This window comes from Microbacterium sp. ProA8 (assembly GCF_039905635.1).
Lineage (GTDB): Bacteria > Actinomycetota > Actinomycetes > Actinomycetales > Microbacteriaceae > Microbacterium > Microbacterium chionoecetis.
The window spans coordinates 1,552,255-1,576,050 of the sequence record NZ_CP157000.1 but is presented as its reverse complement, the minus strand read 5'-3'; the positions used below and the strand labels follow the sequence as shown (position 1 = coordinate 1,576,050).

Sequence of the window (23,796 nt, the reverse complement as noted above, 5' to 3'; positions counted from 1 at the left end):
GTTTCGTTACTTTGGATTCCCGCTGGTTCGCCTCACGACGAGCACAGCATCCCAGAGCGCCTCGGCGACGTCGCTCTTGCTGCCCCGGCGCGCCGCGACGACCTCGCCGCCGACGTCGATGACGGTCACCGCGTTGTCGGCGGCCTCGAATCCCTTCGCCCAGCCGACCTCGTTCACCGCCAGCAGGTCGGTGCCCTTGCGGGCGGCCTTGCGTCGTCCGCGGTCGAGCAGCGTCTCACCGTCGCCGGGCGTCTCGGCGGCGAACCCGACGATGGTCTGGCCCTCCCGGCGGCGGCGGACGAGTCCGGCGAGGATGTCGTCGTTCTCGATGAGGTCGAGGGTGATCCCGTCGCCTCCGGCGGACTCCTTGGAGCGCTTGAGCGGTGACACCTCGGCCACGCGGTAGTCGGCGACGGCGGCTGCCATGACGATGACGTCGGCGGCGCCGGCCTCCGCCTCGACGGCGGCACCGAGTTCCGCCGCGGTACCGGCGCGCACGACCCGCATACGCGGGACAGCGGATGCCGCGGCCAGCACGCCGTCGTCGACATGGGCGGCGACGAGCACGACGTTTGCGCCGCGCTCGGCGGCCGACAGCGCCACGGCCACGCCCTGGCGGCCGCTCGAGCGATTGCCGATGTAGCGCACCGGATCGATCGGCTCCCGCGTGCCACCGGCGCTCACCACCACACGGAGCCCGTCGAGGTCGGCGGCGCGGCCCCGGGCCGCGGCGAGCGCGGCGTCGAGGATCGCCTCGGGCTCCGACATCCGTCCCGGTCCGCTGTCGCCGCCGGTCAGCTCACCGCTCTCGGGGCCGACCACGATGACCCCGCGCTCGCGCAGGGTCGCCATGTTGTGGACGGTCGAGGGGTGGCGCCACATCTCGGTGTGCATCGCCGGAGCCACGACGACCGGTGCCGTGGTGGCGAGTAGGGTCGTTCCGAGGAGGTCGTCCGCGAGTCCTGCGGTCATCTTCGCCAGGGTGTTCGCCGTCGCGGGCGCCACGATCACGAGGTCGGCCGCCTGGCCGAGTGCGACGTGACGGACCCGCGCGACGTCATCGTGGACGGAGGTCGTCACGGGATGACGGCTGATCGCCTCCCACGTCGGCAGCCCGACGAACCGGAGGGCGTCGTCCGTCGGGACGACATGCACCTCGTGCCCCGCCTTGACCAGCAGGCGCACGAGCTGCACCGTCTTGTAGGCGGCGATGCCACCCGTGACCCCGACTACGACGAACACCCTCCGATCTTGGCACGCCCGCCCGACTCCCCGGCTCCACCGGCCGGATGACACCCCCGAGGAGCATCTGCATGTGCACCGTTGTGATCCGCGTCCCGGCCTCGGCCGACGAGCCCACACGTGTGCTCGCGATCCGCGACGAGGATCCGGAGCGGCCGTGGAATCCGCTCGGCCGCTGGTGGCCGGAAGCGCACGACGGGGTCGTGGGGGTGCGCGACGTCCGCGCCGGCGGCGCGTGGCTCGCGGCCGACCCCGCTGCCGGCCGGCTCGCCGTGCTCCTCAACCGCGCGGACGAGTCGACGCGCCCCGAGTCCGAGCTGGTCTCGCGGGGCGGCATCGTGCTCGACTCCGTCGCGGGCCGCTCGCCGGGCGGCGAGCCGCCGACCCACGGCTTCAACCTCGTCGAGGTCGACGGAGCGCACGCGCGGGTGCTCACGTGGGACGGCGTCACGCTGCGCACGGTCGAGCTGGAACCCGGAACCCACATGATCGCCCACGACGACGTCGACGACACCGGCACCCCGCGCATCGCCCGCTGGCTGGGCGAGTTCCGGTCGGCCGAGCCCTCGGACGAAGGACGCTGGTGGATGCCGTGGGTCGAGGTGCTCGAGCGATCCGCCGAACTCCCCGCCACCGACGACCGCGCCATCATCCGCGACAACCGCCCCTACGGCTACCCGACGCTGTCGCTCCTCGCCTGCGTGGCATCGGTGTCAGCGGGCGACGTGGACGTCCACTACGGCGAGCTGACGAACCCGGGCGAGTGGGGCGGACTCGCGCTCGAGTAGGAGCGGCGGCCGAGGTCTGCGCCACGTCCGAGGCGTTTCGTCTCGGTCGCTGGCGCTCCCTCGCTCAACGACCGGTTCCCCTCACCCCGGTCGTTGAGCGAGCGAGGAACGAGCGAGACGAAACGCCTCGAACTTCCGCGGCAGCGGAGTCCGAGGCGTTTCGTCGGGTCCCTCGACTGGCGTCAGACGAGGCTCTTGGTGTGCCACACCGTCTTGGTCTCGGTGAACGCCGTGATGCGGGAGAGGCTCGGGGCCGCGGCATCCGTGCCGTTCTCGGGTGGGAGCACGCGGGTGAGCGTCTCGGCCGCGGCGATCTGCAGGTCGACCCAGTCGAGATCGCCCGCGCCCACGAGGTCGAGCGCGTGCACGTCGGGGTGGGAGGCCAGCCACGGGGCGATCTCGGCGGGCGAGCCGGTCAGCACGTTGACCACTCCCCCGGGCACGTCGCTCGTGGCCAGCACCTCGGCGAGCGAGATCGCCGACAGCGGGTAGCGCTGCGACGCCACGACGACCACCGCATTGCCGGCCACCAGAGCCGGGGCGATCGCCGACACGAGTCCGACGAGCGCCGTGTCCTGCGGGGCGATGACCCCGACGACGCCGGTGGGCTCGGGCACCGAGATGTTGAAGTACGGTCCGGCGACGGGGTTGCCGTTGCCGACGACCTGAGCGAACTTGTCGCACCAGCCGGCGTACCAGACCCAGCGGTCGATGGCCTCGTCGACCTCGGCGGCGGCGACGGATGCCGAAGCCCCCGTCTGCTGCACGATCTCGTCCACGAACTGGGCGCGACGGCCCTCGAGCACCTCCGCGACCCGGTACAGCACCTGGCCGCGGTTGTAGGCGGTGGCCCCCGACCAGCCCTTGATGGCGCCGCGCGCGGCGACGACGGCATCCCGGGCATCCTTGCGCGAGGCGAGTGCGGCGTTCGCGAGGAAGTCGCCCTTCGGCGTCGCGACCTCGTAGGTGCGCCCTGACTCGCTGCGGGGGAAGGCACCGCCGATGTAGAGCTTGTACGTCTTCGGCACGGTCAGTCGCTTGCTCATGCGGAGACCTCCTTCTTCGAGCGGGCGGATTCGCGTTTCGTCTCGCTCGTTCCTCGCTCGCTCAACGACCGGGGGGATACGGATGCCGCGCCCTTGAGATACGCCGCCAGCCCGTGGCGACCGCCCTCGCGGCCGTAGCCCGATTCCTTGTAGCCGCCGAACGGCGACGACGGGTCGAACCGGTTGAAGGTGTTCGCCCAGACCACACCGGCCCGCAGGCGGTCGGCGACGGCGAGGATGCGCGAGCCCTTGTCGGTCCAGATGCCGGCCGAGAGGCCGTACGGGGTGTTGTTCGCCTTCTCGATCGCCTCGGCGGGCGTGCGGAAGGTCAGCACCGACAGCACCGGTCCGAAGATCTCGTCGCGGGCGATGCGATGGCTGGCCTGCACGTTCGTGAAGATCGTCGGGGCGAACCAGAAGCCGTTGTCGGGAATGACGCACGGCGCGCTCCAGCGCTCGGCGCCCTCGTCCTCGCCGACCTTGCTGAGCTCGCGGATGCGGTCGAGCTGCGCGCGCGAGTTGATCGCACCGATGTCGGTGTTCTTGTCGAGCGGGTCGCCCAGGCGCAGCGTCGACAGGCGGGACTTCAGGCGATCGACGACCTCGTCGTGGACCGACTCCTGCACCAGCAGACGGCTGCCGGCGCAGCACACGTGCCCCTGGTTGAAGAAGATGCCGTTGACGATGCCCTCGATCGCCTGGTCGATCGGCGCGTCTTCGAACACGATGTTCGCGGCCTTGCCGCCGAGTTCGAGGGTGAGCTTCTTGTCGGTGCCGGCTACCGCCTTCGCGATCTCGCGCCCGACGGCGGTGGAACCCGTGAAGGCGACCTTGTTCACGTCGGGATGCCGCACCAGGGCCGCACCGGTCGGCCCGGCGCCTGTCACGATGTTGACCACGCCCGGCGGCAGGTCCGCCTGCTGCAGGATCTCGGCGAAGATGAGCGCCGACAGCGGCGTCGTCTCGGCGGGCTTCAGGACGACGGTGTTGCCGGCGGCGAGCGCCGGGGCGATCTTCCACGCCAGCATCAGCAGCGGGAAGTTCCAGGGAATGATCTGCCCGGCGACCCCGAGGGCTCGCGGGTCGGCGCCGAGGCCCGCGTAGTCGAGCTTGTCGGCCCACCCGGCGTAGTAGAAGAACCATGCGGCGACGAGCGGCACGTCGACATCGCGGCTCTCCTTGATCGGCTTGCCGTTGTCGAGGCTCTCGGCGACGGCGAGCTCCCGCGCGCGCTCCTGCACGAGCCGGGCGATCCGGAAGAGGTACTTGCCGCGGTCGCGCCCGCTCATCTTCGACCACGTCTTGTCGTAGGCGCGGCGCGCCGCGGCGACGGCGGCATCGACATCCGCTTCGCTCGCCGAGGCGATCGTGGCGATGTGCTTCTCGTCCGCCGGCGAGATCGTGGCGAACGGCTCGCCCGACCCGGCGCGGAAGTCACCGTCGATGAACAGCCCGTACTCGGGCTTGAGGGACAGGATCGCGCGGGACTCGGGGGCGGGCGCGTATTCGAGGAAACTCATGTCTTCTTCCCGGCTCAGTCGATGGTCACGTAGTCGGCACCGGAGTAGTGACCGGTCTTCAGCTTCTGGCGCTGCAGCAGTACGTCGTTGAGGAGGCTCGATGCCCCGTAGCGGAACAGGTGCGGCTGCAGCCATTCCTCGCCCACGGTCTCGGCGACGGTCACGAGGTACTTGATGGCGTCCTTCGACGTGCGGATGCCGCCCGCCGGCTTGACGCCGACCTTCTCACCGGTCGCACGGTGCCAGTCGCGCACCACCTCGAGCATGAGGAGCGTGACCGGCAGGGTCGCCGCCGGCTGCACCTTGCCGGTCGAGGTCTTGATGAAGTCGCCGCCCGCGAGGATGGCCAGCCACGACGCGCGCTTGATGTTGTCGTAGGTGTTGAGCTCACCCGTCTCGAGGATCACCTTGAGGGAGGCGTACGTGCCGTCCTCGCGGCGGCAGGCCTGCTTGACCCGCGCGATCTGGTCGAAGACGAGTCCGTAGCGCCCGGCGAGGAACGCCCCGCGGTCGATGACCATGTCGATCTCGTCCGCGCCGTGGGCGACGGCATCGGCGGTGTCGGCGAGCTTGATGTCGAGCGACGCGCGACCGCTCGGGAACGCGGTGGCGACCGCGGCCACACTCACTCCCCCCTCATCGGGGTCGCCGTGCGCCGATCCGAGCGCCTCCACCGCGGAGGGCACCATGTCGCCGTACACGCAGACGGCCGCCACGCGCGGACAGGTCGGGTCGGAGGCATCCGGGTTCAGCGCCTTCGCGACGAGCGAGCGCACCTTGCCGGGTGTGTCGGCGCCCTCGAGGGTGGTGAGGTCGATCAGCTCGATGATCTTGTCGAGCGCCCACGCCTTGGAGGTGGTCTTGATCGAGCGGGTGCCGAGCGAGGCGGCCCGCTGCTCGAGGCCGACGGCGTCGACGCCGGGGAGACCGTGCAGATAGCGCCGGAGGGTGGTGTCGTCGGGCTGCCCGCCGAGCAGCTCGACGGCCCGCTCGGGGAGCGTCACGATGGAGGTGCCTGACATGTGCTGACCTGGCTTTCGTGGGAAGGGATGTGAAAACGGATGCCGCGGCTCGGCGTCACCTGTCGAGCAGGTGATGTGCCGTCGATTCGTCGGTGACGAGCAGCGAGCAGAGGCCCGAGGCGACCACGGCGTCCGCGATCGCGCGCTTGGCCTCGCCCGCGATGACGGCGATGGCCACGTCGGCGCGGCGGAGGGCGTCGAGGGAGATGCCGACGGTGCGGGCATCGAGGTCGTGGTCGACGATGCGGCCGTCGGCGCCGATGTAGCGCCCGACCACGTCGCCGACCGCACCGGCCGCGACCAGGCGGTCGATGTCGTTCGGCGTGAGGTAGCCGCTGTCGACGTGGACCGAGCGGTGATCGGCCGCACCGGCGCTGAACAGGTACGCGTCGGCGGACCCTGCGGTCTCGAGGATGCGGGCGACGACGCGGTCGGCCTCGATCGCCTCCTTCGTCGCCCGGTGCTCGAGGATCGCGGGACTCGGCAGCAGTGCCGCGGCGCCGCCGCCCTTCTGCGCGATGCTGACCGCCGTGGCGGCCGCGGTGCCCGGGCGCTGGCTCATGCTCACACCGCCGTTGATCTGCACGACGTCCGTGCCCGAGGACCAGCCGTCGCGAAGGTGGTGCGCGATGTCGGACAGCGTGCGTCCCCAGCTGACACCGAGCACGCGCGGGCTCGGCCGCAGCGCCGTGAGGTGGTCGGCCGCCGCCTGCGTGACGCGCTGCTGCAGCTCGTCCTCGTTGCGGACCCCCGCGCGCGAGACCACGATCGCCGCGACGCCGCGTTCGTCGCGGAGGCGCCGCTCGAGCTGCGGACGGCGAGCGCGGGAATGCAGGATCTCGATGCGGACGAATCCCTCGTCCTTGGCCTGGGTGAGCAGGCGCCCCACCTTCCAGCGGGTGATCTGCAGATTGCGGCCGATCTCCTCCTGCGTGAGGTTCTCTTCGTAGTAGAGCTCGGCGGCCCGGATCGAGAGAAGTTCGTCGACGGCGTCCACGATCCTCCCTCCGTCGTCCTCCACAAGGCTGACACACGGAGGCGCGGCGCGCCAACATCTGCACGAATCTTGCTCAGATGAGCAGCCGTGAGATCGGCTTTCTGTCGCCCGCACCTCGCGCTGGTCGATGCCCGGACCGCGACTTCATCCACCGGCTTGGGCGGCGGCCGGCGCGGCGGCGGCCGCCTTCGCCTGACGCAGCAGCACGATCACGCCGATGCCGACGACGACCACGAAGGCGATCGACAGCGTCGTGAAGGCGAACCAGTTGTCATCGAGTGCGAGCACAATCGCGGCAGACACCACCGCGATGGCAGCGGCAATCAGCTTGGACGCGAACTTCATACCGATCCCAGGGGTGAGGCGACCTGCCGGCGAGTCGCCGCGGGCGAGGATCAGGTCGGCGAACGCGTCGAGGGTGGCCAACAGGGACGCCGAGAACGCGACCGCGCACCCGAGGGCGCCCCAGATGTTCGGGGAGTCGGAGGCCGCGGCGTCGGCGGCCATCAGGACCAGCGCGTGCACGCCTCGATCGTAGGGCGGACCACCTACGCCGTCTACGGGCGTTGCGCGGGCGGCGGCTCGTACGCGGGAGGCGGCTGGTACGCGGGAGGCGGCTCGTACGCCGGCGGCTGCTCGTACGCAGGAGCGGCACCCACGGACACCGGTCGCAGCAACGCGCCCACCAGTTCGTCAGGCGTGACGCCGCGCCGCTCGGCCTCCGCTCGCAGCAGTTCGAACGACGCAGGCGACAGCGAGGCGTCACCCGTCCCGTCGCCCGCGGGGCTCTGGCGGTCGCGCAGGAGCAGTGACAGCACGGGGAGCACGATGGCACCGAGTGCGGCGAGGATCGACACGATCCCGAGGACGCGGGCGTAGTACTCCCCTCCGTACTCGTCGGTCCACACCGGGAAGATCACCATCACGAAGACGATCGCGAAGAGCGCGAGCGTCACGATGAGTCCCACCCGAACCGCAGTCCTGCGCCGGTCCGCCAGCAGCAGGAGCAAGGAGGCGAACGAGAAGCCGACGGATGCCGCCACCGCCGTCCACAGCGAATCCCAGAACGCCTCCGCCTCCCACGTGGGCTGGGCCCACAGGGCGACGAGCACGAGCACCGCCCCGACGACCGAGACGCCCGCCCCGACGAAACCGAACGTCTGCAGACGCCGCCCCACGAGGGAGACGCAGCACAGCACAGCGACGCTGAACGCCCCCACTACGGAGGTCGTGCTGAGAACCCGCCACGCCGTGGGCCCCATTTCGGCGCCGAGCAGCACGACGATGCCGCTGATGGCGGCGACGCCGAACGACACGACGATGACGGCGACGATGACACGGCGGGCGAGCGACACAGGCGTTCGCGTCCGGCCCGCCGGATCCGTCATGTCAGCTCCTCACGCACCTTCGCGACGTCGGCGGTCATCGTCTCGATGAGCGGCTCGACCCCCTCGAACGCGACCATACCGCGAATCCTCGCCACGAACTCGATCTCGACGACGTGTCCGTAGAGGTCGAGGTCCGTCTCGTCCAGCACGTACGCCTCGACCTGGCGCACATCGATGTCGTCGAACGTGGGGTTCGTGCCGATGCTGATCGCGGCCGGGTAGCGCACGCTGCTCCGCGGTGCGGATGCGCCGTCCTGCGGCATCCCTTCGTCGACCAGCCAACCGGCGTAGACGCCCTCGGCGGGCACGAAGCCCTCGAGCGCCGGCGACAGATTCGCCGTGGGGAAGCCGAGGTCGCGCCCCCGCTTGAGCCCGTGCACCACCTCGCCGCGCACGGCGTGCGGGCGCCCGAGCAGGCGGGAGGCACCGGCGACATCTCCGGCATCGAGAAGCTCGCGCACCCACGTCGACGACACGCGGCGCCCGGCGTCGATCGCACGCACGTCGTCGACGACGTCGACGTCGAAGCCGAACTCGCGACCCAGTTCGCGGAGGAGTTCGGGGTTGCCCGCACCGCCGCGGCCGAAGCGGAAGTCGGCGCCGACCATCACGATCCGCACGCCCAGTGCGCCGACGAGCACATGCTCGACGAACTCGCGGGCACCCAGGTCGGCCAGTGCGCGGTCGAAGGTCAGCATCAGCGTCGCGTCCACACCCGCATCGGCGAGGAGGCGCAGCTTCTGGTCGACGCCGACCAGGCTCGCGGGGCACAGCTCGGGCCGCAGCAGCGCCAGCGGGTTGCGGTCGAACGTCACGGCGACGACGCGCGCGCCGGAGGCCTCGGCATCCACCCGTGCCCGGTCGATGACCGCGCGGTGCCCCGAGTGGACGCCGTCGAACTTGCCGATCGCGACGACGGACGGGCCGAAGCCCGCGGGCACGTCGCGAGGATCCCGGAAGACGATCACGATGCCACCGCCGCCGGTGCCGTCGACGCGGGCTGCGCGACGGGACGATGCGTCGCCAGCCACCAGAGGCCCAGGAACGGCAGCACGAGCGGCACGAACAGGTAGCCGGAGCCGAACCAGGACCACACCGTCGGATGCGCGAACAGCTCGGGCATCACGAAGCTCAGGGTGCCGACGATCAGCACGCCCGCGAGCTCGAACACGATCGCCACCCACGCCACGAGGTACCACCCGCGGCTGCCCGCGAACACCAGCGCGAGCGTGGCCACGATGTACACGAGCGCCGAAAGCGCGGACAGCGTATAGGCGAGCGGCGCCTCGTCGAAGCGCTCGACGATCTGCACGAAGGACCGACCGGTGGCACCGAGGGCCATGATCGCGTAGACGATCACGAGCACGCGGCCGATGCCGGTCATGCGGGGGCGGGCGGAAGACGACATAACCAGACGAGTTTAGTTCTTGCCGCGGACGCTTGCCGTGCCCGCCGGCGCTCAGGCGACCTGAACGGTCCAGATCACCTGCATGCGCCACACCATCACCGCGATGGAGAGCGCGGCGATGCCCATGATCACGGTGCTCCACCGGCTGCGCTCGAGCAGCGCCCACGCGACGGCGGCGACGGGCAGCAGCACAGCCGAGACGAGGTAGACCCAGAACTCCAGCAGGCTCCCCGACGGCGGATTGCCCGCGAACGGCGCGACGATCGCGATGACGACCTGAGCCAGGAGCAGGAGTTCGACCAGGGCGAGCGAGCCGACGGTCCAGTCGCTCGGACGCCGGCCGGCGAGCCCGGCGATGACGCAGAAGAGACCCGCCGCGACCGCGACGATCACCTGGGCGATCGTGAACCACAGGATCATCGGGCGGCCTCCTCGGGCATGTTCATCGCGCTCTTCACGTCGTCACCCCGGCGCTCGACGACGCCGACCAGCCGGCCGTCGGGATCGATCGCCGCCGCCGGCGTCGCGAGCAGCCGTTCGGCGGCGCCGAGCAGCCGCTTGCCGTGACGAAGGTCTCGCGCCTCGTCGGCGGACACGTCGAACCGGCCCAGCACCGCATCCGCTGCCGTCGCAGGGCTCAGCAGCGTCGCGTCGGCGAGGTCTGCGACGCCGGGCGCTCCCGCCACCTCGAACGGGCCGATGCGGGTGCGCCGCAGAGCCGTGAGGTGCCCGCCCACGCCGAGCGCGGCGCCCAGGTCACGGGCGAGCGAACGGATGTACGTGCCGCTCGAACAGTCCACGACGACATCGAGGTCGATGACGCCCGGCATCGCCGAACCCGCTGTCGCGGGCCCGGCCTCCGAGCCCGTCGAGAGGCGTCGCTCGGCGAGGACCTCGAACCGCGACACCGTGACCTCGCGGGCCTTGAGCTGCACCTCCTGGCCCGCGCGGGCGAGGTCGTACGCCCGGCGCCCGTCGACCTTGATCGCCGAATACGTGCTGGGAACCTGCGAGATGCGACCGGTGAGAGCCGCGATGCCGGGCGCGATGGCCGGGGACTCGAGGGACGAGGCATCCGTCACCGCCACGATCTGCCCCTCTGCGTCATCGGTGTCGGTCGCGACGCCCAGCCGGATGGTCGCCTCATAGGTCTTGTCGAGACCGACGATGAACGTGAGCAGCCGCGTCGCGCCCTCGACGCCCAGCACCAGCAGGCCGGTCGCCATCGGGTCGAGCGTGCCGGCGTGGCCGATCTTGCGCGTGCCCCGCGCGCGCCGCGCCCGGGCGACCACGTCGTGCGAGGTGATGCCGCCGGGTTTGTCGACCAGCAGCAGTCCGGGTGCCGCCATCAGCCGCCTCCGACGATCCGTGGGTGAGCGAGGTCGGCGTTGTCGACGATGACGGATGCCGCCTCCCGAGGTCGCGCCTCGCGCAGGTAGATCTCCTGTCCCTCCCGGTAGCGGGAGTTCGAGGGCGCGTCCGGGTCGGGATCGCTGCCGTCGCGCAGCGCCATGCGGGCGTAGGACACCTCGAACGGCACCTCGAGCCAGATCGACCAGTCCCACAGGTCTCGAAGCTCGGGCCGGTGCAGGAAGACGCCGTCCACCACGAGCACCGCATCCAGAGGCGCGGTGACCCACTGCGACTCGACGGGAGCATCGCGGACGACGTCGAACGCCGCCAGCTGGAAGCCGGTTGTGCCGGCGGTCTGCGCGCCGTCGCGGAACGGGTCGATCAGCACGCGCCGGAAGGTCGCATAGTCGAACGAATCACGGTAGAAGCCCTCGGGGCTGTTGCGGCCGCGGAGGTAGCGCTCGCTCCGGGGACGGTGGAAGCCGTCGATGCTTGCGCGGAAGACCGCATCGCCGGTCTCGGCGAACACCTCCGCGAGCCCGTCGGCGAACACCGTCTTGCCGGCGCCGTCCAGGCCGTCGACCGCCACGATCACGCGGCCCCCGGCGTTCTGCCGCCGCACACGGTCGCGCAGTCCCCGCCACAGCGTCGTGGTCGGCGTGACGGGAAGGCGCATGCATCCAGCCTACGGCGACGACACCGCCGGCTCCGCCGCGCGCCTACGCTGGAGCGCATGCCTGATCTCGCTCCCCCGCTCGTGGAGTGGTACGGAGCGAACGCCCGGGACCTGCCCTGGCGTCGGCCGGGATTCGGGGCGTGGGGCGTGCTGGTGAGCGAGTTCATGCTGCAGCAGACGCCGGTGAACCGGGTGATCCCCCATCTCGAGGCGTGGCTCGCCCGGTGGCCGACGCCGTCGGATCTCGCCGCCGCCGCGCCCGCCGACGCGGTGCGGCAGTGGGCGAACCTCGGCTATCCGCGGCGGGCCCTGTGGCTGCATCGCGCGGCCGTCGAGATCCGCGACCGCCACCGCGGGGTCGTGCCGCGTGACGTCGACGAGCTCCTCGCCCTGACCGGCATCGGCGACTACACCGCACGCGCGGTGGCCGTCTTCGCCTACGGCGACCGGCATCCTGTGGTCGACACCAACACGCGGCGCGTGCTGGCGCGCGCGATCGACGGCAGGTCTCAGCCGGGCCCGCCGTCGCGGCGCGATCTCGAGGCGATGGCGGCGATGCTCCCCCGTGAGCGCGAGACGGCCGCCGTGGTGAATGCGGCCGCGATGGAGCTCGGAGCGGTCGTCTGCATCGCCCGGACACCGCGCTGCGACGCGTGCCCGCTGCGGGACCGCTGCGCATGGCGGGCGGCGGGGTTCCCCGACACCGGCGACGAGCGCCGCAAGCAGGCACGCTACGAAGGCAGCGACCGGCAGGCCCGCGGGGCGGTGCTCAAGATCCTGCGGGATGCCGCGGCCCACGCGGTCCCGCTCGCCGAGGTGGTGCCCGACTGGCCGGATCCTCTCCAGCGCGACCGCGCCATCGACTCGCTCATCGCCGACGGGCTGGCCGAGGCTTCCGAGGGTCTCCTGCGGCTGCCGCGCTGAGCACTCTTACTGAGCACGAACTCAGGCCGGGGAACCCGTCAGACGACAGACGCCGCGACCGGCGGACCGGTCGCGGCGTGTCGAATCCGGCGAGGAGTCAGTCCTCGCCGTCGAGCTCGCGCGGCTTGACGTACGGGTCGGCTTCGCCGGCGTACGTCGCCGAGGAGGCGAGACCTGCCACTGCGGCATCCCGCTCCTGCGCTTCGCGGAGCAGGTCGGCGATGTGACCGGCGTTCTCGGGGATCGCGTCGGGGATGAACTCGAGCGACGGGGTGAGACGCACGTTGAGGTGCTTGCCCACCTCCGAGCGCAGCATCCCGGTCGCCGACTTCAGCGCCGCCGCCGATCCTTCGCGCTCCTCGGGGGAACCCAGCACCGTGTAGAACACGGAGGCGTGCTGAAGGTCACCGGTCACGCGCACATCGGTGATGGTCACGAATCCGAGCCGCGGGTCGCGCAGGCCCTTCTCGAGCCGTTCGGCGAGGATCACACGAATACGGTCGCCCAGCCGGGCCTGACGTTCGCTGGCCATGATTGCTCCTTAAGGGGATGATTCCGGATGCCTCGGCGCGAGGCATCCGGAATCACGTCACGCGGACTCAGCCGCGGGGCTTCTCGATCATCTCGGTGGTCTCGATCTCGTCGCCCACCTGGATGTCGTTGAACTTGCCGAGGCCGATACCGGCTTCGAAGTCCGTGCGGACCTCGGTGACGTCGTCCTTGAACCGGCGCAGCGACTCGATGGCCAGGCCATCGGCCAGGACCACGCCGTCGCGGATGACGCGCGCCTTGGCGTTGCGCGTGATCGTGCCCGAGCGGACGATGACACCGGCGATGTTGCCGAACTTCGAGGAGCGGAACACCTCGCGGATCTCGGCGACACCCGACTGGACCTCTTCGTACTCCGGCTTGAGCAGGCCCTTGAGCGACTGCTCGACATCGTCGATCGCGTTGTAGATGACCGAGTAGAACCGGACATCCACACCTTCACGGGCGGCGCGCTCGCGCGCCTTCGTGTCGGGACGGACGTTGAAGCCGATGACGATCGCGTTGTCGATCGTCGCGAGGTTGATGTCGGACTCGGTGACCGCACCCACACCGCGGTGGATGATCCGCAGTTGGACGGAGTCGTCGACCTCGATCTTGAGCAGCGACTCCTCGAGGGCCTCGACGGCACCCGAGACGTCGCCCTTGATGATGAGGTTGAGCGACTCGACCTTGCCCTCTTCGAGAGCACGGGTGAAGTCCTCGAGCGAGATGCGCTTGCGGGCCTTGGCCAGCTGGGCGTTGCGCTCGGCCGCTTCACGCTTCTCGGCGATCTGGCGGGCCGTGCGGTCCTCTTCGGTCACGATGAACGTGTCGCCGGCACGCGGCACCGAGTTCAGACCCTGCACCTGCACGGGACGCGACGGGTAGGCCTCTTCGACGGCGTCGCCGTTCTCATCGGCCATCGCACGCACACGACCGTAGGCCGTACCGGCGACGATCGCGTCACCGACCCGCAGCGTTCCGGACTGGATGAGCACCGTGGCGACCGAACCGCGACCCTTGTCGAGCTTCGCTTCGATCGCGACACCGCGCGCGTCCTTGTTCGGGTTCGCCGTGAGGTCCAGACCCGCGTCCGCGGTCAGCAGGACCGCGTCGAGGAGCTCCTGGATGCCGGTGTTCTGACGAGCAGAGACATCCACGAACATGACGTCGCCGCCGTACTCCTCGGCCACGAGCCCGTACTCGGTGAGCTGCTGGCGCACCTTGGCCGGGTTGGCGTCGGGCTTGTCGACCTTGTTCACCGCGACCACGATCGGCACGTTCGCCGCCTGGGCGTGGTTGAGCGCCTCCACCGTCTGCGGCATGATGCCGTCGTCGGCGGCGACCACGAGGATCGCGAGGTCGGTCACCTGCGCACCGCGGGCACGCATGGCGGTGAACGCCTCGTGACCCGGGGTGTCGATGAAGGTGATCGCGCGCTCGATGCCCTCGTGCTCGGTCCAGACCTGGTACGCACCGATGTGCTGCGTGATGCCGCCGGCCTCGCCCGCGACCACGTTGGTCTGGCGGATGGCGTCGAGCAGTCGCGTCTTACCGTGGTCGACGTGACCCATGACGGTCACGACGGGAGGCCGGATCTCGAGGTCTTCCTCGTTCTCCGCCTCCAGCTCGGCCTCGAGATCGAGACCGAAGCCCTCGAGGAGCTCCTTGTCCTCGTCCTCGGGCGAGACCATCTGGATCTTGTAGCCCAGCTCGGCGCCGAGCACCTCGAAGGTGGCCTCGTCGAGCGACTCGGTCGCGGTCGCCATCTCACCCAGGTTGAACAGGATGGTGACGAGCGTGCCGGGCTGCACGGTGTAGCCGCGCAGCGCCTCGAGCTTGTCGGCGAAGTCGGCGATGGATGCGCCGCGGCGCAAGCGGATGATCTCGCCGTTGCCCTTCGAGACGTTGACGCCGCCGACGACCGGCGCCGACCGCATCTCGAATTCCTGCCGCTTCGCACGACGCGACTTGCGCTGCTTCGACTTGCCGCCGCCCTTGCCGAAGGCACCCGCGGTGCCACCGCCGGGGCCACGGCCACGACCGCCACCACCGCCGGGACGACCGGCGAAGCCGCCCGCGGGCGCTCCACCGGGAGCGCCGCCGGGACGCTGGAAGCCACCGCCGCCGGCACCGCCGGGACGACCGGGACCGCCGGGACGCTGCTGGAACGGCGCGCCGGGACGACCGCCGCCACCGGGGCGACCCGCACCACCCTGACGCGGAGCGCCGGGGCGAGGAGCACCCGGGCGCGGAGCCTGGGGACGCGGGATGTTGCCGGGGCTCGGGCGCTGGCCCATGCCCTGCGCCGACGCGAAGGGGTTGTTGCCCGGACGGGGGCCGGCGGGACGCTGACCCATGCCCTGCGACGACGCGAAGGGGTTGTTGCCGGGGCGCGGCGTGCCGCCCGGACGCGGCGCCTGCGAGGCGGGCGTGGCCGGCGTCGGTGCGCCGGGGCCCGGCTTGGGGGCGCCGGGAGCAGCCGGAGCGGCGGGAGCGTCCGCGGCCGGAGCCGCCGGAGCGGCCGGAGCCGCCGGAGCCTTCGCCGCAGGAGCCGGAGCAGGTGCGGCGGCGGGGGCCGGTGCGGCGGGCGCCGCCGGAGCGGCGGCCGGGCGCGCCGGACCGGGCTTCACCGCGGGACCGGGCTTGGCCGCGGATGCACCGGGCTTCGCTCCGCCTGCGGCGGGCGACGCCGCCGGCTTGGCCGCAGGTGCGGCGTCAGCCGACTTGCTCTGGCCGTCGGCCTCGAGAGCGGCGCGAAGCTTTCGCGCCACGGGGGGTTCGATGGTGGACGAGGGGCTCTTGACGTATTCGCCGAGCGCCTTCAGCTTCTCGAGCGCGACCTTGCTGTCGACGCCGAGCTCGGAAGCGATCTCGTGCACGCGTGGTTTGGCAGCCACAAATTCTCCTGTCTGGGTCCACCCAGACAGGGCAGACCGTTAATCGCGGACGGGTCTCATTTCGAGCCGTTCACTTTGTTTCCATAGCCGTTCAGCCTTTTGTTCGCTGTAGGTACTGGTCGATGGTCTGCGTGTCAAGCGGGCCTGACACACGCAATGCTCGTACGAAGGCACGGCGCCGAAGCGCGGCATCCATGCACTCCGGCGTCTTGTGCACCCACGCGCCTCGTCCGGGCATCGATGCGCGCTCGTCGAGGACGAGGACGGAATCGATGGAGACCACCCTGAGGAGGGCGGACCGGGGAGCACGCGTGCGGCATCCGACGCACGTTCGTACAGGTTCCATCTTATCACCGGGGCGGTATGCCCCGGACCCCCTTCTGATACCACCGGGGCGATAGGCCTCGGACCCCTTCTTGGCAGCGAGCGACTGAGGTGAGCGCCCGCGGGTCAGTTCTCCTCGAGGATGCTGTCGGGCTGGATGTCGATCTTGGCGCCGGTGAGCTTGGCGGCCAGGCGGGCGTTCTGGCCCTCCTTGCCGATGGCGAGCGACAGCTGGTAGTCGGGCACGAGCGCGCGGACGGCCTTGTTCGAGGCATCCAGCACGAAGCTCGACGTCACCTTGGCGGGCGACAGCGCATTCGCGACGAACTTCGCCAGCTCGGGGTCGTAGTCGACGATGTCGATCTTCTCGCCGCCGAGCTCCTCGGTGACGGCCCGCACGCGGCGGCCGAGCTCGCCGATGCACGCGCCCTTGGCGTTGATCGACGGGTCGTTGGCCTTCACCGCGATCTTCGTTCGGTGGCCGGCCTCGCGAGCGAGCGAGACGATCTCGACGAGTCCGGCGGGGATCTCGGGAACCTCGAGCGCGAACAGCTTGCGCACGAGCCCCGGGTGGGTGCGCGACACGGTGATCTGCGGCCCCTTGGTGCCCTTGGCCACCGACGTCACGTAGACGCGCAGGCGGGCGCCGTGCGCGTAGTCCTCGGTCGGCACCTGCTCCTCGGGGGGAAGGATCGCCTCCACCGAGCCCAGATCCACGTGCACCATGCGGGGGTTGGGGCCCTGCTGCACGATGCCGGCGACGATGTCTCCCTCTTTGCCGCGGAACTCCCCCAGCACGGCGTCGTCGGCGATGTCGCGCAGCCGCTGGCTGATGACCTGCTTGGCGGCGAACGCCGCGATGCGACCGAAGTCCTCGGGGGTCGATTCCTCTTCGCCGATGACGGCGCCCTCGTCGTCGAGCAGCGGGATGAACACGGCCACGTGACCGGTCTTGCGATCCAGTTCAGAGCGCGCGCCCTCGGGCAGCTCGCCGGTGGGCGAGGTGTGCCTGGCGTAGGCGGTCAGGATCGCCTGTTCGATGATGCGCACGAGCTCCTCGAAGGGGATCTCCTTCTCGCGCTCGACAGTTCGCAGCAGTCCGAGATCGATGTCCACAGTGGCCTCCGTATTCAGCTCTCACCGGCGCGTCGACGCACGCCGGAACCCTCCAACATTACCGGATGCCGCGGCGCACGGTTCCGGCATCCGTCGGCGCCGCTGATCGTGGTCAGGCCGGGCAGTCGTCGACGTGCGTGTCGGCGTGACGGAACCTCGCATCGGTCCAGTCGACGAGCACGGGGACGAAGTGGGATCCGGGCAGGAGGACGCCCAGATGGTCGTAGCCGCGGTACTCGAGGAACCGCACCTGGTTGCCGTCGGCGCACAGCTGCTCGACGAACTCGTGCTGGAGGTGCGGCGGAATGACCTCGTCCTCGTCGCCCCAGCCGATGAGCATCGGCTGGACCCACGGACCGGTCGGCGTGTTGTCCGCCAGCCGGCGGCCGAGCGCGCCCGCGGTGAGGTTGCCCACGAACAGCGGGCGGTCCTCCGAGACGCCGAGCGCCGTCGCCACGGACACGATCACGCCCGGCTCGGAGGGGCAGCGCTGCGTCATCTCGCGCACGATCGCCTCGGAGCCGGGCGCGATGTAGCGCGTGAGGTCGATGTCCGCGTAGGTGTCCGCGTACGGCACCAGCACCCAGGAGATGAGGATCGACAGCATGACGTTCGCCTCGCCACTGGTGAGCTCCTCGGCGAGCGCGATCGGCTCGGCGACGGGTGCCAGCAGCCCGGTTCCGCGCACATCGATGTCCGGCGCGTAGTCGCCGGCGATCTGCGACGTCCACAGGGCGGCGTGGCCCCCCTGCGAGTGCCCCCACACGGCGGTGCGACGCGACAGGTTGAGGCCCTCGATCTCGCGCGCGGCCAGCACCGCATCGAGGGACGATCGCGCCTCACCTCGACCGATGAGGTACGGGAACACGCCCGGTGCGCCCTGACCCGAGTAGTCCGAGGCGACGACCACCCATCCCCGGGCGATCGCCTCGTCGAGACCCGGGATCGCCCACCTGGTCGCCGACGCGTCACGCAGGCTCGGCGCGCAGCCCCGCGCGACACCGGTCGTCCCGTGATTCCAGGAGACGACCGGACGCGGCCCGGGCGGGGCCTCACGCGGCATGATCACGAGTGCACTCGCCACCGCCGGCTGACCATTGGCGTCGCGGGTCGTGTACAGGATCCGCCGGACGTCGGCGCCGGCGGGCTTCTGTCCCGAGAAGTCGTCCGTGCGGATGAGGTGCCCATGCTCGTACGGCACGACGGCAGGCGGATCGTAGAACGCGTCCACGACCTGGGCGCCGTCCTGGAACCACGAGTTCGCCCACCACCCGCCCACGGCGAGCGCCACGAGCAGCGAGGCGAGGGCGTAGCGCCCGGTGGCCAGCCAGGCAGCGCGCGCCCGACGGCGCCGGGCCGCTTCGGCTGCCCCGGACGCGGAAACGGGGGCCGCGGCATCCGTCCCCCCGGTGTCCTGGACGGGCTCCCCCGTCGCCGGGACCGATCGCCGCCCCTCGACGAACGCCCGCACCGCGCGGACGAGCAGCGACGCGCCGAAGATCACGGTGCGGACGCCGAAGATCAGGGCGACCACGAGCACGGTCACATCGGGCCACGCGTACGACAGGATGCCGAACGCGATCTGAGCCCCGCCCCAGACGCCGGCCAGCACACGCTGGCTGACGCTGCCGCGCCGCACCGCGTCGTAGATCGATGCCAGGCCGCCGAGCACGAGAAGCACCGCGATGATCTCGGGCAGGAGCTCGAGGGTTCGCCCGAGACCGAGGAGGATCGCGAGGCCCAGCGCGATCCACAGCGACCCGAAGCCGATCCGCGACCACAGCGCGGTCTCGGGGGCGGCCAGCATCCGTGCGATGCCGGAGAAGATGGCGCTGAGCCCCACATAGACCGTCAGCAGGACCAGAGACGTGAGGGGGCGGGTGACGATGAGAAGACCGACCAGCAGCGCCAGCGCGCCCACCACGACGAGCACCACCGGAGGAGCCCCGCGCACGAGCCGCGGCACCACGCTCCACCCGGAGACGGGAGGTCGACGGCCCTCGCGGATCATCCGCCCCATCATAGATGCGCGTTCCGAGGCTCACGTGAGCGCGCTCCTCGCAGGCTCGAGAGGCTGACGCGGACGCCCGCCGTCACGCGTGGTCCGCGTCAACCCCCTCTCTGCGGCGGGCCGGCAGTCTAGCGTGAGGGCGTGAAAGCGAACGCGAAGCAGCTTGCCCGCGAAGCGGAGGCCAACTCCGTCTTCGAGGCGATGGCTCGTGCGGGGTACGTCGCCAACGGCGTCATCCACGCCCTGATCGGGGTCATCGTCATCGTGATCGCGGCGGGAGGGGACGGCGAGGGCGACCAGGCGGGCGCGATGAAGGCGGTCGCCGGAGCGCCCGCGGGCTTCGTCGTCCTGTGGCTCGTCGCGATCGGACTGTGGGCGCTGGCTGTGTGGCGCACGGCCGAAGGGCTCCTCGCCCGCGATCTGTCGGGCGACGTCAAGGGCGCTGCACGCAAGTGGGGGCGGCGGCTCGCCGACTGGGGGCAGGCCCTGGTGTTCGTCGCGCTCGGGGCGATCTCGGCGGCGGTGGCGATGGGAGCACGGCCGAACGGCGAGGAGGCCGCCGAGGCCGCGAGCGAGGTGCTGCTCCGGATCTGGGGTGGGTCGATCGTCCTCGGGCTCATCGGGCTCGGCATCGGCATCGGCGGGATCTCCTTCGTCGTCATGGGGGTGCGACGGAGCTTCCGCAACCGCATCCGCACTCCCGACGGCAAGCTCGGACGCGGCATCACGGTGCTCGGGATCGTCGGCTTCGTCGCGAAGGGCATCGCCCTCATCATCGTGGGAGTGCTGCTCCTGGTGGCAGCGGTGGGCACCGACTCCGACGTCGCCGGCGGGCTGGACGGCGCGGTGGACGCGCTCCTCGACCTGTTCCTGGGTCCTGCGCTCGCCTGGATGGTCGGCCTCGGTTTCCTCGCCTACGCGGTCTTCACCGTCGCCCGCGCGCGGTTCGCGCGGATGTGATCGCACGGGAGCGAACCTTGCGGGGCGGCATCCGTGCTGTCAATGGTCTGGCCACGGCACGCCGCGGCGCCGAGGCTGGGGGTATGACGCACACAGAGGAAGATCTCGTCACCGGCCCCGAGGCGATCGCCCGGGTCAAGGAACTCGTCGAAGACATCGACTTCACGATGCTGACCACCCGGGACGCCTCCGGAAATCTCGTCAGCCGGCCGATGAGCACGCGGCAGATGGACGACGCGGGCGACATCTGGTTCTTCACCCTCGCCGGAACCGCCAAGGTCGCCGAGGCCCAGGCCGACCCCCAGCACGATGTCGGTCTGTCGTACCTGGACCCGAAGGGTCACCGCTATGTCTCGGTCGCGGGTCGCGCCGAAGTGATCCGCGACGAGGCGAAGATGAAGGAGCTCTACTCCCCCGACCTCGACATCTGGTTCGAGGACGGCCTGGACACCCCTGGGATCGTTCTGCTGCGCGTGACCCCGGTGGAGTGCGAGTTCTGGGAGCCGAAGCACGGCAAGCTCGTCGCAGCCGCCGGCATGCTGAAGGCGCTGGTGACGAAGGACACGCCCGACGACACGATGTCGCACGGCAAGGTCACCTGCTGACACCCATCGGCCGCCGCGAGCCGACCCGGCGCAGCCCCGCGTCCTCGCCATACTGGGCGAGACGCGGGTGACGACGCACGAGAGGCACACCATGACCGACGGCACGACCAACATCGCCATCACCGACGCCCTGCGCGTGCCCCCCGGCGGCGGACTGCGGGTCGCCGATCCCGGGCTGATCGGGCTGCTGGGCTTCGTGATCGCCACGGTGACCGCCCAGCTCGCTCATCTGGGCCTGCAGGACGACGCCCCGGTGTTCTGGGTGGGCGCCGTCTTCGGCGGTGTCGTGCAGGTGACGGCCGGCATGCTGTCGTACTTCGCGGGCGACAACTTCCACTTCATCGTGTACAACGCGTTCGGGTGGTATTGGATCGTGGTGCCGGGCTTCCTCCTCGGTGAGGAGCTGGGCTTCTTCGAGGTCACCGCTCAGGCGCGCGGACTGTTCTCGCTCGTGTTCGCGATCCTCGCCCTGCTGTTCACGCCCGCGGGCGCCGTGCACAACACCGTGCTGCCCGTCACGCTGCTGGCTGTCTCGCTGGGACTCGGCTTCCAGTCCGTCGCGGCGTTCGCCGACGCCGAAGCCCTCGCGATCACCGGTTCGATCATCCTGCTCGTGGCGTCGGCGCTCGCGGCGTACCTTCTCGTCGAGAAGTTCTACTGGCGCACCATCGGACGCCGCGTGGTGCCCCTCGGCCCACCGTGGATCCTCGGCGACCCCAACCCCGAATCCTGACGCCCGGCGGCACCGGCATCGCCGATCCCCGAGCACCGGGCGCCTCCTGACTCGGTCTCGAAGAACGACGCCGCGCCGCCCTGCTGAGGGGCGGCGCGGCGTCGTCACGGGGATCCGCCGGGGCGGGGTCAGGCGCGATAGACCTGCACGACCGACGGGCGCGGCGCGTTCGGCGCGTCGCCGGGCTCTGCCGACCCGTAGTCGGGGAACAGCGACGTCGGCGCGGCGAACGTGCCGCCCTCGCCCGGGTGCTGGACCGCGACGAAGACCATGCCGTCCTTGTCGTGGATCACGGGGCCGCACGTCTCGGCCTCGCGCGGGACCGCGAGGAACTGCTGCACGTGTCCGCGTTCCGCACCCTCGAGCGGGACGAGGAACAGTCCGTCGTTGTAGCCGATCGTGCTGGGCGCGCCGTCGGTCGAGACCCACAGGTTGCCCGCCGAGTCGAACGCGACATTGTCGGGGCACGAGATCGGCGAGACGAGCTCCTTCGGGAAGCCCGCGAAGTAGGTGTTCGCGAACACCGCGGGGTCCCCGCAGAGGAGGAGGATGCTCCAGCCGAACGTCGTGCCGGACTGGCCCGCGGTCTCCGTCATCTCGATGACGTGGCCGTAGCGGTTGCCGGTGACGGGGTTGGCCTCGTCCAGGGTGGCGACAGAGCGGGCCGAGTTGTTCGTGAGCGCCAGGTAGACCTTGCCGGTCTGGGGGCTGGGCTCGACGTCCTCGGGGCGGTCCATCTTCGTCGCGCCCACGGCATCCGCCGCGAGACGCGTGTAGACCAGCACCTGCTCGGTCGTGAAGCCTGCGACGACGGACTCGCCGTTGCGGGTGAGCGGGATCCAGGTGCCCGAGCCGTCGAAGGCGCCGTCCGCCGGGAGCGCACCCGTGCCGAGGATCTCCCCGGCCGGGGAGTTGCCCGCGAACTTCGCGACGTACAGGTCGCCCTCGCTCAGCAGCTCGAGGTTCTTCTTGCGCGAGCCCGAGATCTTGTTCTTCGACACGAACTTGTAGAGGTAGTCGTTGCGCTCGTCGTCGCCCATGTAGGCGACGACATGGCCGTCCTCGCCGACGATCACGTTCGCGCCCTCGTGCTTGAACCGGCCCATCGCGGTGTGCTTGCGCGGCGTCGAGGTGGGATCCTGCGGGTCGATCTCGACGATGTATCCGAAGCGGTTGGGCTCGTTGACGAAGTCCGGGTTGTGCGCGTTGAAGCGGGGGTCGTACTTGTCCCAGCCCGTCTCGGTCGAGGTCGACGACGTGGACTGGTAGCGCTTCTGCGCGGGGGTGTCGGCAGCCCACGCGAAGTAGCCGTTGAAGTTCTCCTCGCCCGAGAGGATCGTGCCCCACGGGGTCGTGCCGCCGGCGCAGTTGCCGAGCGTGCCGTGCACCCAGCGGCCCTCGGGGTCCGCGGCGGTCTTGACGAGGTCGCTGCCGGCGGCCGGGCCGGTGAGCTCGAACACGGTCTCGACGGTGATGCGGCGGTTGCGCTTGCCGTCGACGACGTACGACCAGGGCGCGCCGGTGCGCTTGCGTGTGATCTCGACCACCGACATGCCCTGCGCCGCCTTGAAGATGTCGCCGCGCCGCTGCAGCTCCGCGGGGTCGCTCGAGGGCGGGAACATGATGCCGGGGTTGCAGTACTCGTGGTTGTTCACGAGCACGCCGGTCTTGCCGCTCGGGTCGGCGACGATGTCGAGGTAGTCGGCGTTGTAGCCGAACTGCAGCGCCTGTGCGGCGGGGGTCTGGCCGTTGAAGTCGAACACCGGCGCATTCGAGAAGAGCGGGTCGCCCCAGCGGATGATGGGCTGCCAGCGGTACCCCTGGGGAACGACGAAGTCGTCCACGAAGCGGTTCACCGGCGCGATCGCGTCGAACGGGAGGCTGCCGCCGGCCGGACGCGCGAACGCGGCTCCGGCGCCGCCGACACCGGCCGAGCCGGGCGCTGACAGAGGGGCCGGCTGCCGCAGCCCGCCCACGGCGATCGCGACGGCACCGGCCGCACCGAGACCGAGCAGCGCGCGGCGCGACAGTGCGGCCGCGGCGACCTCCTGGAAGGTCTCGTTGTGCGAGGAGTTGCACTCGGGGCCGAGGCACGCGTTGGCGCACTTGTACTGGCAGGTGGCGGCGAGTCGCTTGCCGCGCACGTGGTCGGCCATGGGAAGTGAACGGCGGAATCCTTCGACGATGCTCACGATCGTCCTCTCTGCGTGCATGACGGTCGGTCGGGGTGGCGCCAGCATCGTCCGGTGCGGCGA

At 70.8% G+C, this 23,796-nt stretch carries 23 protein-coding genes; 5 read left to right on the top strand and 18 right to left on the bottom strand.

Features of this window, described 5'->3' with window-relative positions:
- Positions 1 to 6: 6 nt before the first annotated feature.
- Entirely contained in the window at positions 7 to 1,242 is a 1,236-nt protein-coding gene (gene coaBC / locus ABG085_RS06705) for a bifunctional phosphopantothenoylcysteine decarboxylase/phosphopantothenate--cysteine ligase CoaBC (RefSeq protein WP_347978633.1), read from the bottom strand.
- 71 nt (positions 1,243 to 1,313) lie between these two features.
- On the opposite strand from coaBC, the gene ABG085_RS06700 reads away from it, so the two are divergent.
- A complete protein-coding gene (locus ABG085_RS06700; RefSeq protein WP_347978632.1) occupies positions 1,314 to 2,030 on the top strand; it encodes an NRDE family protein in 717 nt (238 codons plus the stop codon).
- 182 nt (positions 2,031 to 2,212) lie between these two features.
- Here the strand turns inward: ABG085_RS06700 and ABG085_RS06695 are convergent, their stop codons facing one another.
- The 11 genes from ABG085_RS06695 to ABG085_RS06645 form a co-directional block, all read right to left on the bottom strand.
- Positions 2,213 to 3,076, bottom strand: coding sequence for an aldehyde dehydrogenase family protein (locus tag ABG085_RS06695; RefSeq protein ID WP_347978631.1), 864 nt, complete (start codon positions 3,074 to 3,076; stop codon positions 2,213 to 2,215).
- Positions 3,073 to 4,596, bottom strand: a complete 1,524-nt coding sequence (locus ABG085_RS06690; protein ID WP_347978630.1) for an aldehyde dehydrogenase family protein — start codon at positions 4,594 to 4,596, stop codon at positions 3,073 to 3,075. The genes ABG085_RS06695 and ABG085_RS06690 overlap by 4 nt, the downstream gene beginning before the upstream one ends.
- A 14-nt stretch (positions 4,597 to 4,610) precedes the next feature.
- Entirely contained in the window at positions 4,611 to 5,618 is a 1,008-nt protein-coding gene (gene deoC, locus ABG085_RS06685; RefSeq protein WP_347978629.1) for a deoxyribose-phosphate aldolase, read from the bottom strand.
- Positions 5,619 to 5,673: 55 nt separating this feature from the next.
- Complete coding sequence (locus ABG085_RS06680; RefSeq protein ID WP_347978628.1) at positions 5,674 to 6,615, bottom strand: sugar-binding domain-containing protein; 942 nt, start codon at positions 6,613 to 6,615, stop codon at positions 5,674 to 5,676.
- Positions 6,616 to 6,759: 144 nt separating this feature from the next.
- Positions 6,760 to 7,140: a hypothetical protein gene (locus ABG085_RS06675; protein WP_347978627.1), complete on the bottom strand. Its 381-nt coding sequence runs from the start codon at positions 7,138 to 7,140 to the stop codon at positions 6,760 to 6,762.
- A 32-nt stretch (positions 7,141 to 7,172) separates the two neighbouring features.
- Entirely contained in the window at positions 7,173 to 8,003 is an 831-nt protein-coding gene (locus tag ABG085_RS06670) for a hypothetical protein (protein WP_347978626.1), read from the bottom strand.
- Positions 8,000 to 8,971, bottom strand: a complete 972-nt coding sequence (locus tag ABG085_RS06665; RefSeq protein ID WP_347979296.1) for a bifunctional riboflavin kinase/FAD synthetase — start codon at positions 8,969 to 8,971, stop codon at positions 8,000 to 8,002. Before ABG085_RS06665 ends, ABG085_RS06670 begins: the two co-directional genes overlap by 4 nt.
- Positions 8,968 to 9,411, bottom strand: a complete 444-nt coding sequence (locus ABG085_RS06660; RefSeq protein ID WP_347978625.1) for a hypothetical protein — start codon at positions 9,409 to 9,411, stop codon at positions 8,968 to 8,970. The genes ABG085_RS06665 and ABG085_RS06660 overlap by 4 nt, the downstream gene beginning before the upstream one ends.
- Positions 9,412 to 9,462: 51 nt before the next feature.
- Positions 9,463 to 9,831 carry a hypothetical protein gene (locus ABG085_RS06655; RefSeq protein WP_347978624.1) on the bottom strand — a complete coding sequence of 123 codons (369 nt, stop codon included), beginning with the start codon at positions 9,829 to 9,831 and terminating at the stop codon, positions 9,463 to 9,465.
- Entirely contained in the window at positions 9,828 to 10,760 is a 933-nt protein-coding gene (gene truB, locus ABG085_RS06650) for a tRNA pseudouridine(55) synthase TruB (protein ID WP_347978623.1), read from the bottom strand. Before truB ends, ABG085_RS06655 begins: the two co-directional genes overlap by 4 nt.
- Positions 10,760 to 11,440 carry a uridine kinase gene (locus ABG085_RS06645; RefSeq protein ID WP_347978622.1) on the bottom strand — a complete coding sequence of 227 codons (681 nt, stop codon included), beginning with the start codon at positions 11,438 to 11,440 and terminating at the stop codon, positions 10,760 to 10,762. Before ABG085_RS06645 ends, truB begins: the two co-directional genes overlap by 1 nt.
- Before the next feature lie 57 nt (positions 11,441 to 11,497).
- Here ABG085_RS06645 and ABG085_RS06640 point away from each other — a divergent pair, with 57 nt between their 5' ends.
- Positions 11,498 to 12,364, top strand: coding sequence for an A/G-specific adenine glycosylase (locus ABG085_RS06640; protein WP_347978621.1), 867 nt, complete (start codon positions 11,498 to 11,500; stop codon positions 12,362 to 12,364).
- A gap of 97 nt (positions 12,365 to 12,461) precedes the next feature.
- On the opposite strand, the gene rbfA is transcribed toward ABG085_RS06640, so the two are convergent.
- From rbfA to ABG085_RS06615, 5 genes are all read right to left on the bottom strand, one after another.
- Complete coding sequence (rbfA, locus tag ABG085_RS06635; protein WP_163617944.1) at positions 12,462 to 12,896, bottom strand: 30S ribosome-binding factor RbfA; 435 nt, start codon at positions 12,894 to 12,896, stop codon at positions 12,462 to 12,464.
- A gap of 67 nt (positions 12,897 to 12,963) precedes the next feature.
- The gene (gene infB, locus ABG085_RS06630) at positions 12,964 to 15,792 is read right to left on the bottom strand and encodes a translation initiation factor IF-2 (RefSeq protein ID WP_347978620.1); all 2,829 of its coding nucleotides are present in this window, start codon (positions 15,790 to 15,792) and stop codon (positions 12,964 to 12,966) included.
- Between the two features lie 91 nt (positions 15,793 to 15,883).
- The gene (locus ABG085_RS06625; protein ID WP_347978619.1) at positions 15,884 to 16,138 is read right to left on the bottom strand and encodes a YlxR family protein; all 255 of its coding nucleotides are present in this window, start codon (positions 16,136 to 16,138) and stop codon (positions 15,884 to 15,886) included.
- Between the two features lie 104 nt (positions 16,139 to 16,242).
- On the bottom strand, positions 16,243 to 17,232 hold the full coding sequence (gene nusA, locus ABG085_RS06620; RefSeq protein WP_347978618.1) for a transcription termination factor NusA: 990 nt from the start codon (positions 17,230 to 17,232) through the stop codon (positions 16,243 to 16,245).
- A gap of 112 nt (positions 17,233 to 17,344) precedes the next feature.
- A complete protein-coding gene (locus ABG085_RS06615) occupies positions 17,345 to 19,243 on the bottom strand; it encodes a lipase family protein (protein WP_347978617.1) in 1,899 nt (632 codons plus the stop codon).
- Between the two features lie 141 nt (positions 19,244 to 19,384).
- On the opposite strand from ABG085_RS06615, the gene ABG085_RS06610 reads away from it, so the two are divergent.
- The 3 genes from ABG085_RS06610 (at position 19,385) to ABG085_RS06600 (ending at position 21,541) form a co-directional block, all read left to right on the top strand.
- Complete coding sequence (locus ABG085_RS06610; protein WP_347978616.1) at positions 19,385 to 20,203, top strand: DUF1206 domain-containing protein; 819 nt, start codon at positions 19,385 to 19,387, stop codon at positions 20,201 to 20,203.
- 83 nt (positions 20,204 to 20,286) lie between these two features.
- Positions 20,287 to 20,808 carry a pyridoxamine 5'-phosphate oxidase family protein gene (locus ABG085_RS06605; RefSeq protein WP_347978615.1) on the top strand — a complete coding sequence of 174 codons (522 nt, stop codon included), beginning with the start codon at positions 20,287 to 20,289 and terminating at the stop codon, positions 20,806 to 20,808.
- A gap of 91 nt (positions 20,809 to 20,899) precedes the next feature.
- Positions 20,900 to 21,541 (top strand): GPR1/FUN34/YaaH family transporter, encoded by a 642-nt coding sequence (locus tag ABG085_RS06600; protein ID WP_347978614.1) that lies wholly within the window; start codon positions 20,900 to 20,902, stop codon positions 21,539 to 21,541.
- A gap of 128 nt (positions 21,542 to 21,669) precedes the next feature.
- Here the strand turns inward: ABG085_RS06600 and ABG085_RS06595 are convergent, their stop codons facing one another.
- Positions 21,670 to 23,697, bottom strand: a complete 2,028-nt coding sequence (locus ABG085_RS06595) for a PhoX family phosphatase (protein WP_347979295.1) — start codon at positions 23,695 to 23,697, stop codon at positions 21,670 to 21,672.
- Positions 23,698 to 23,796: the final 99 nt, after the last annotated feature.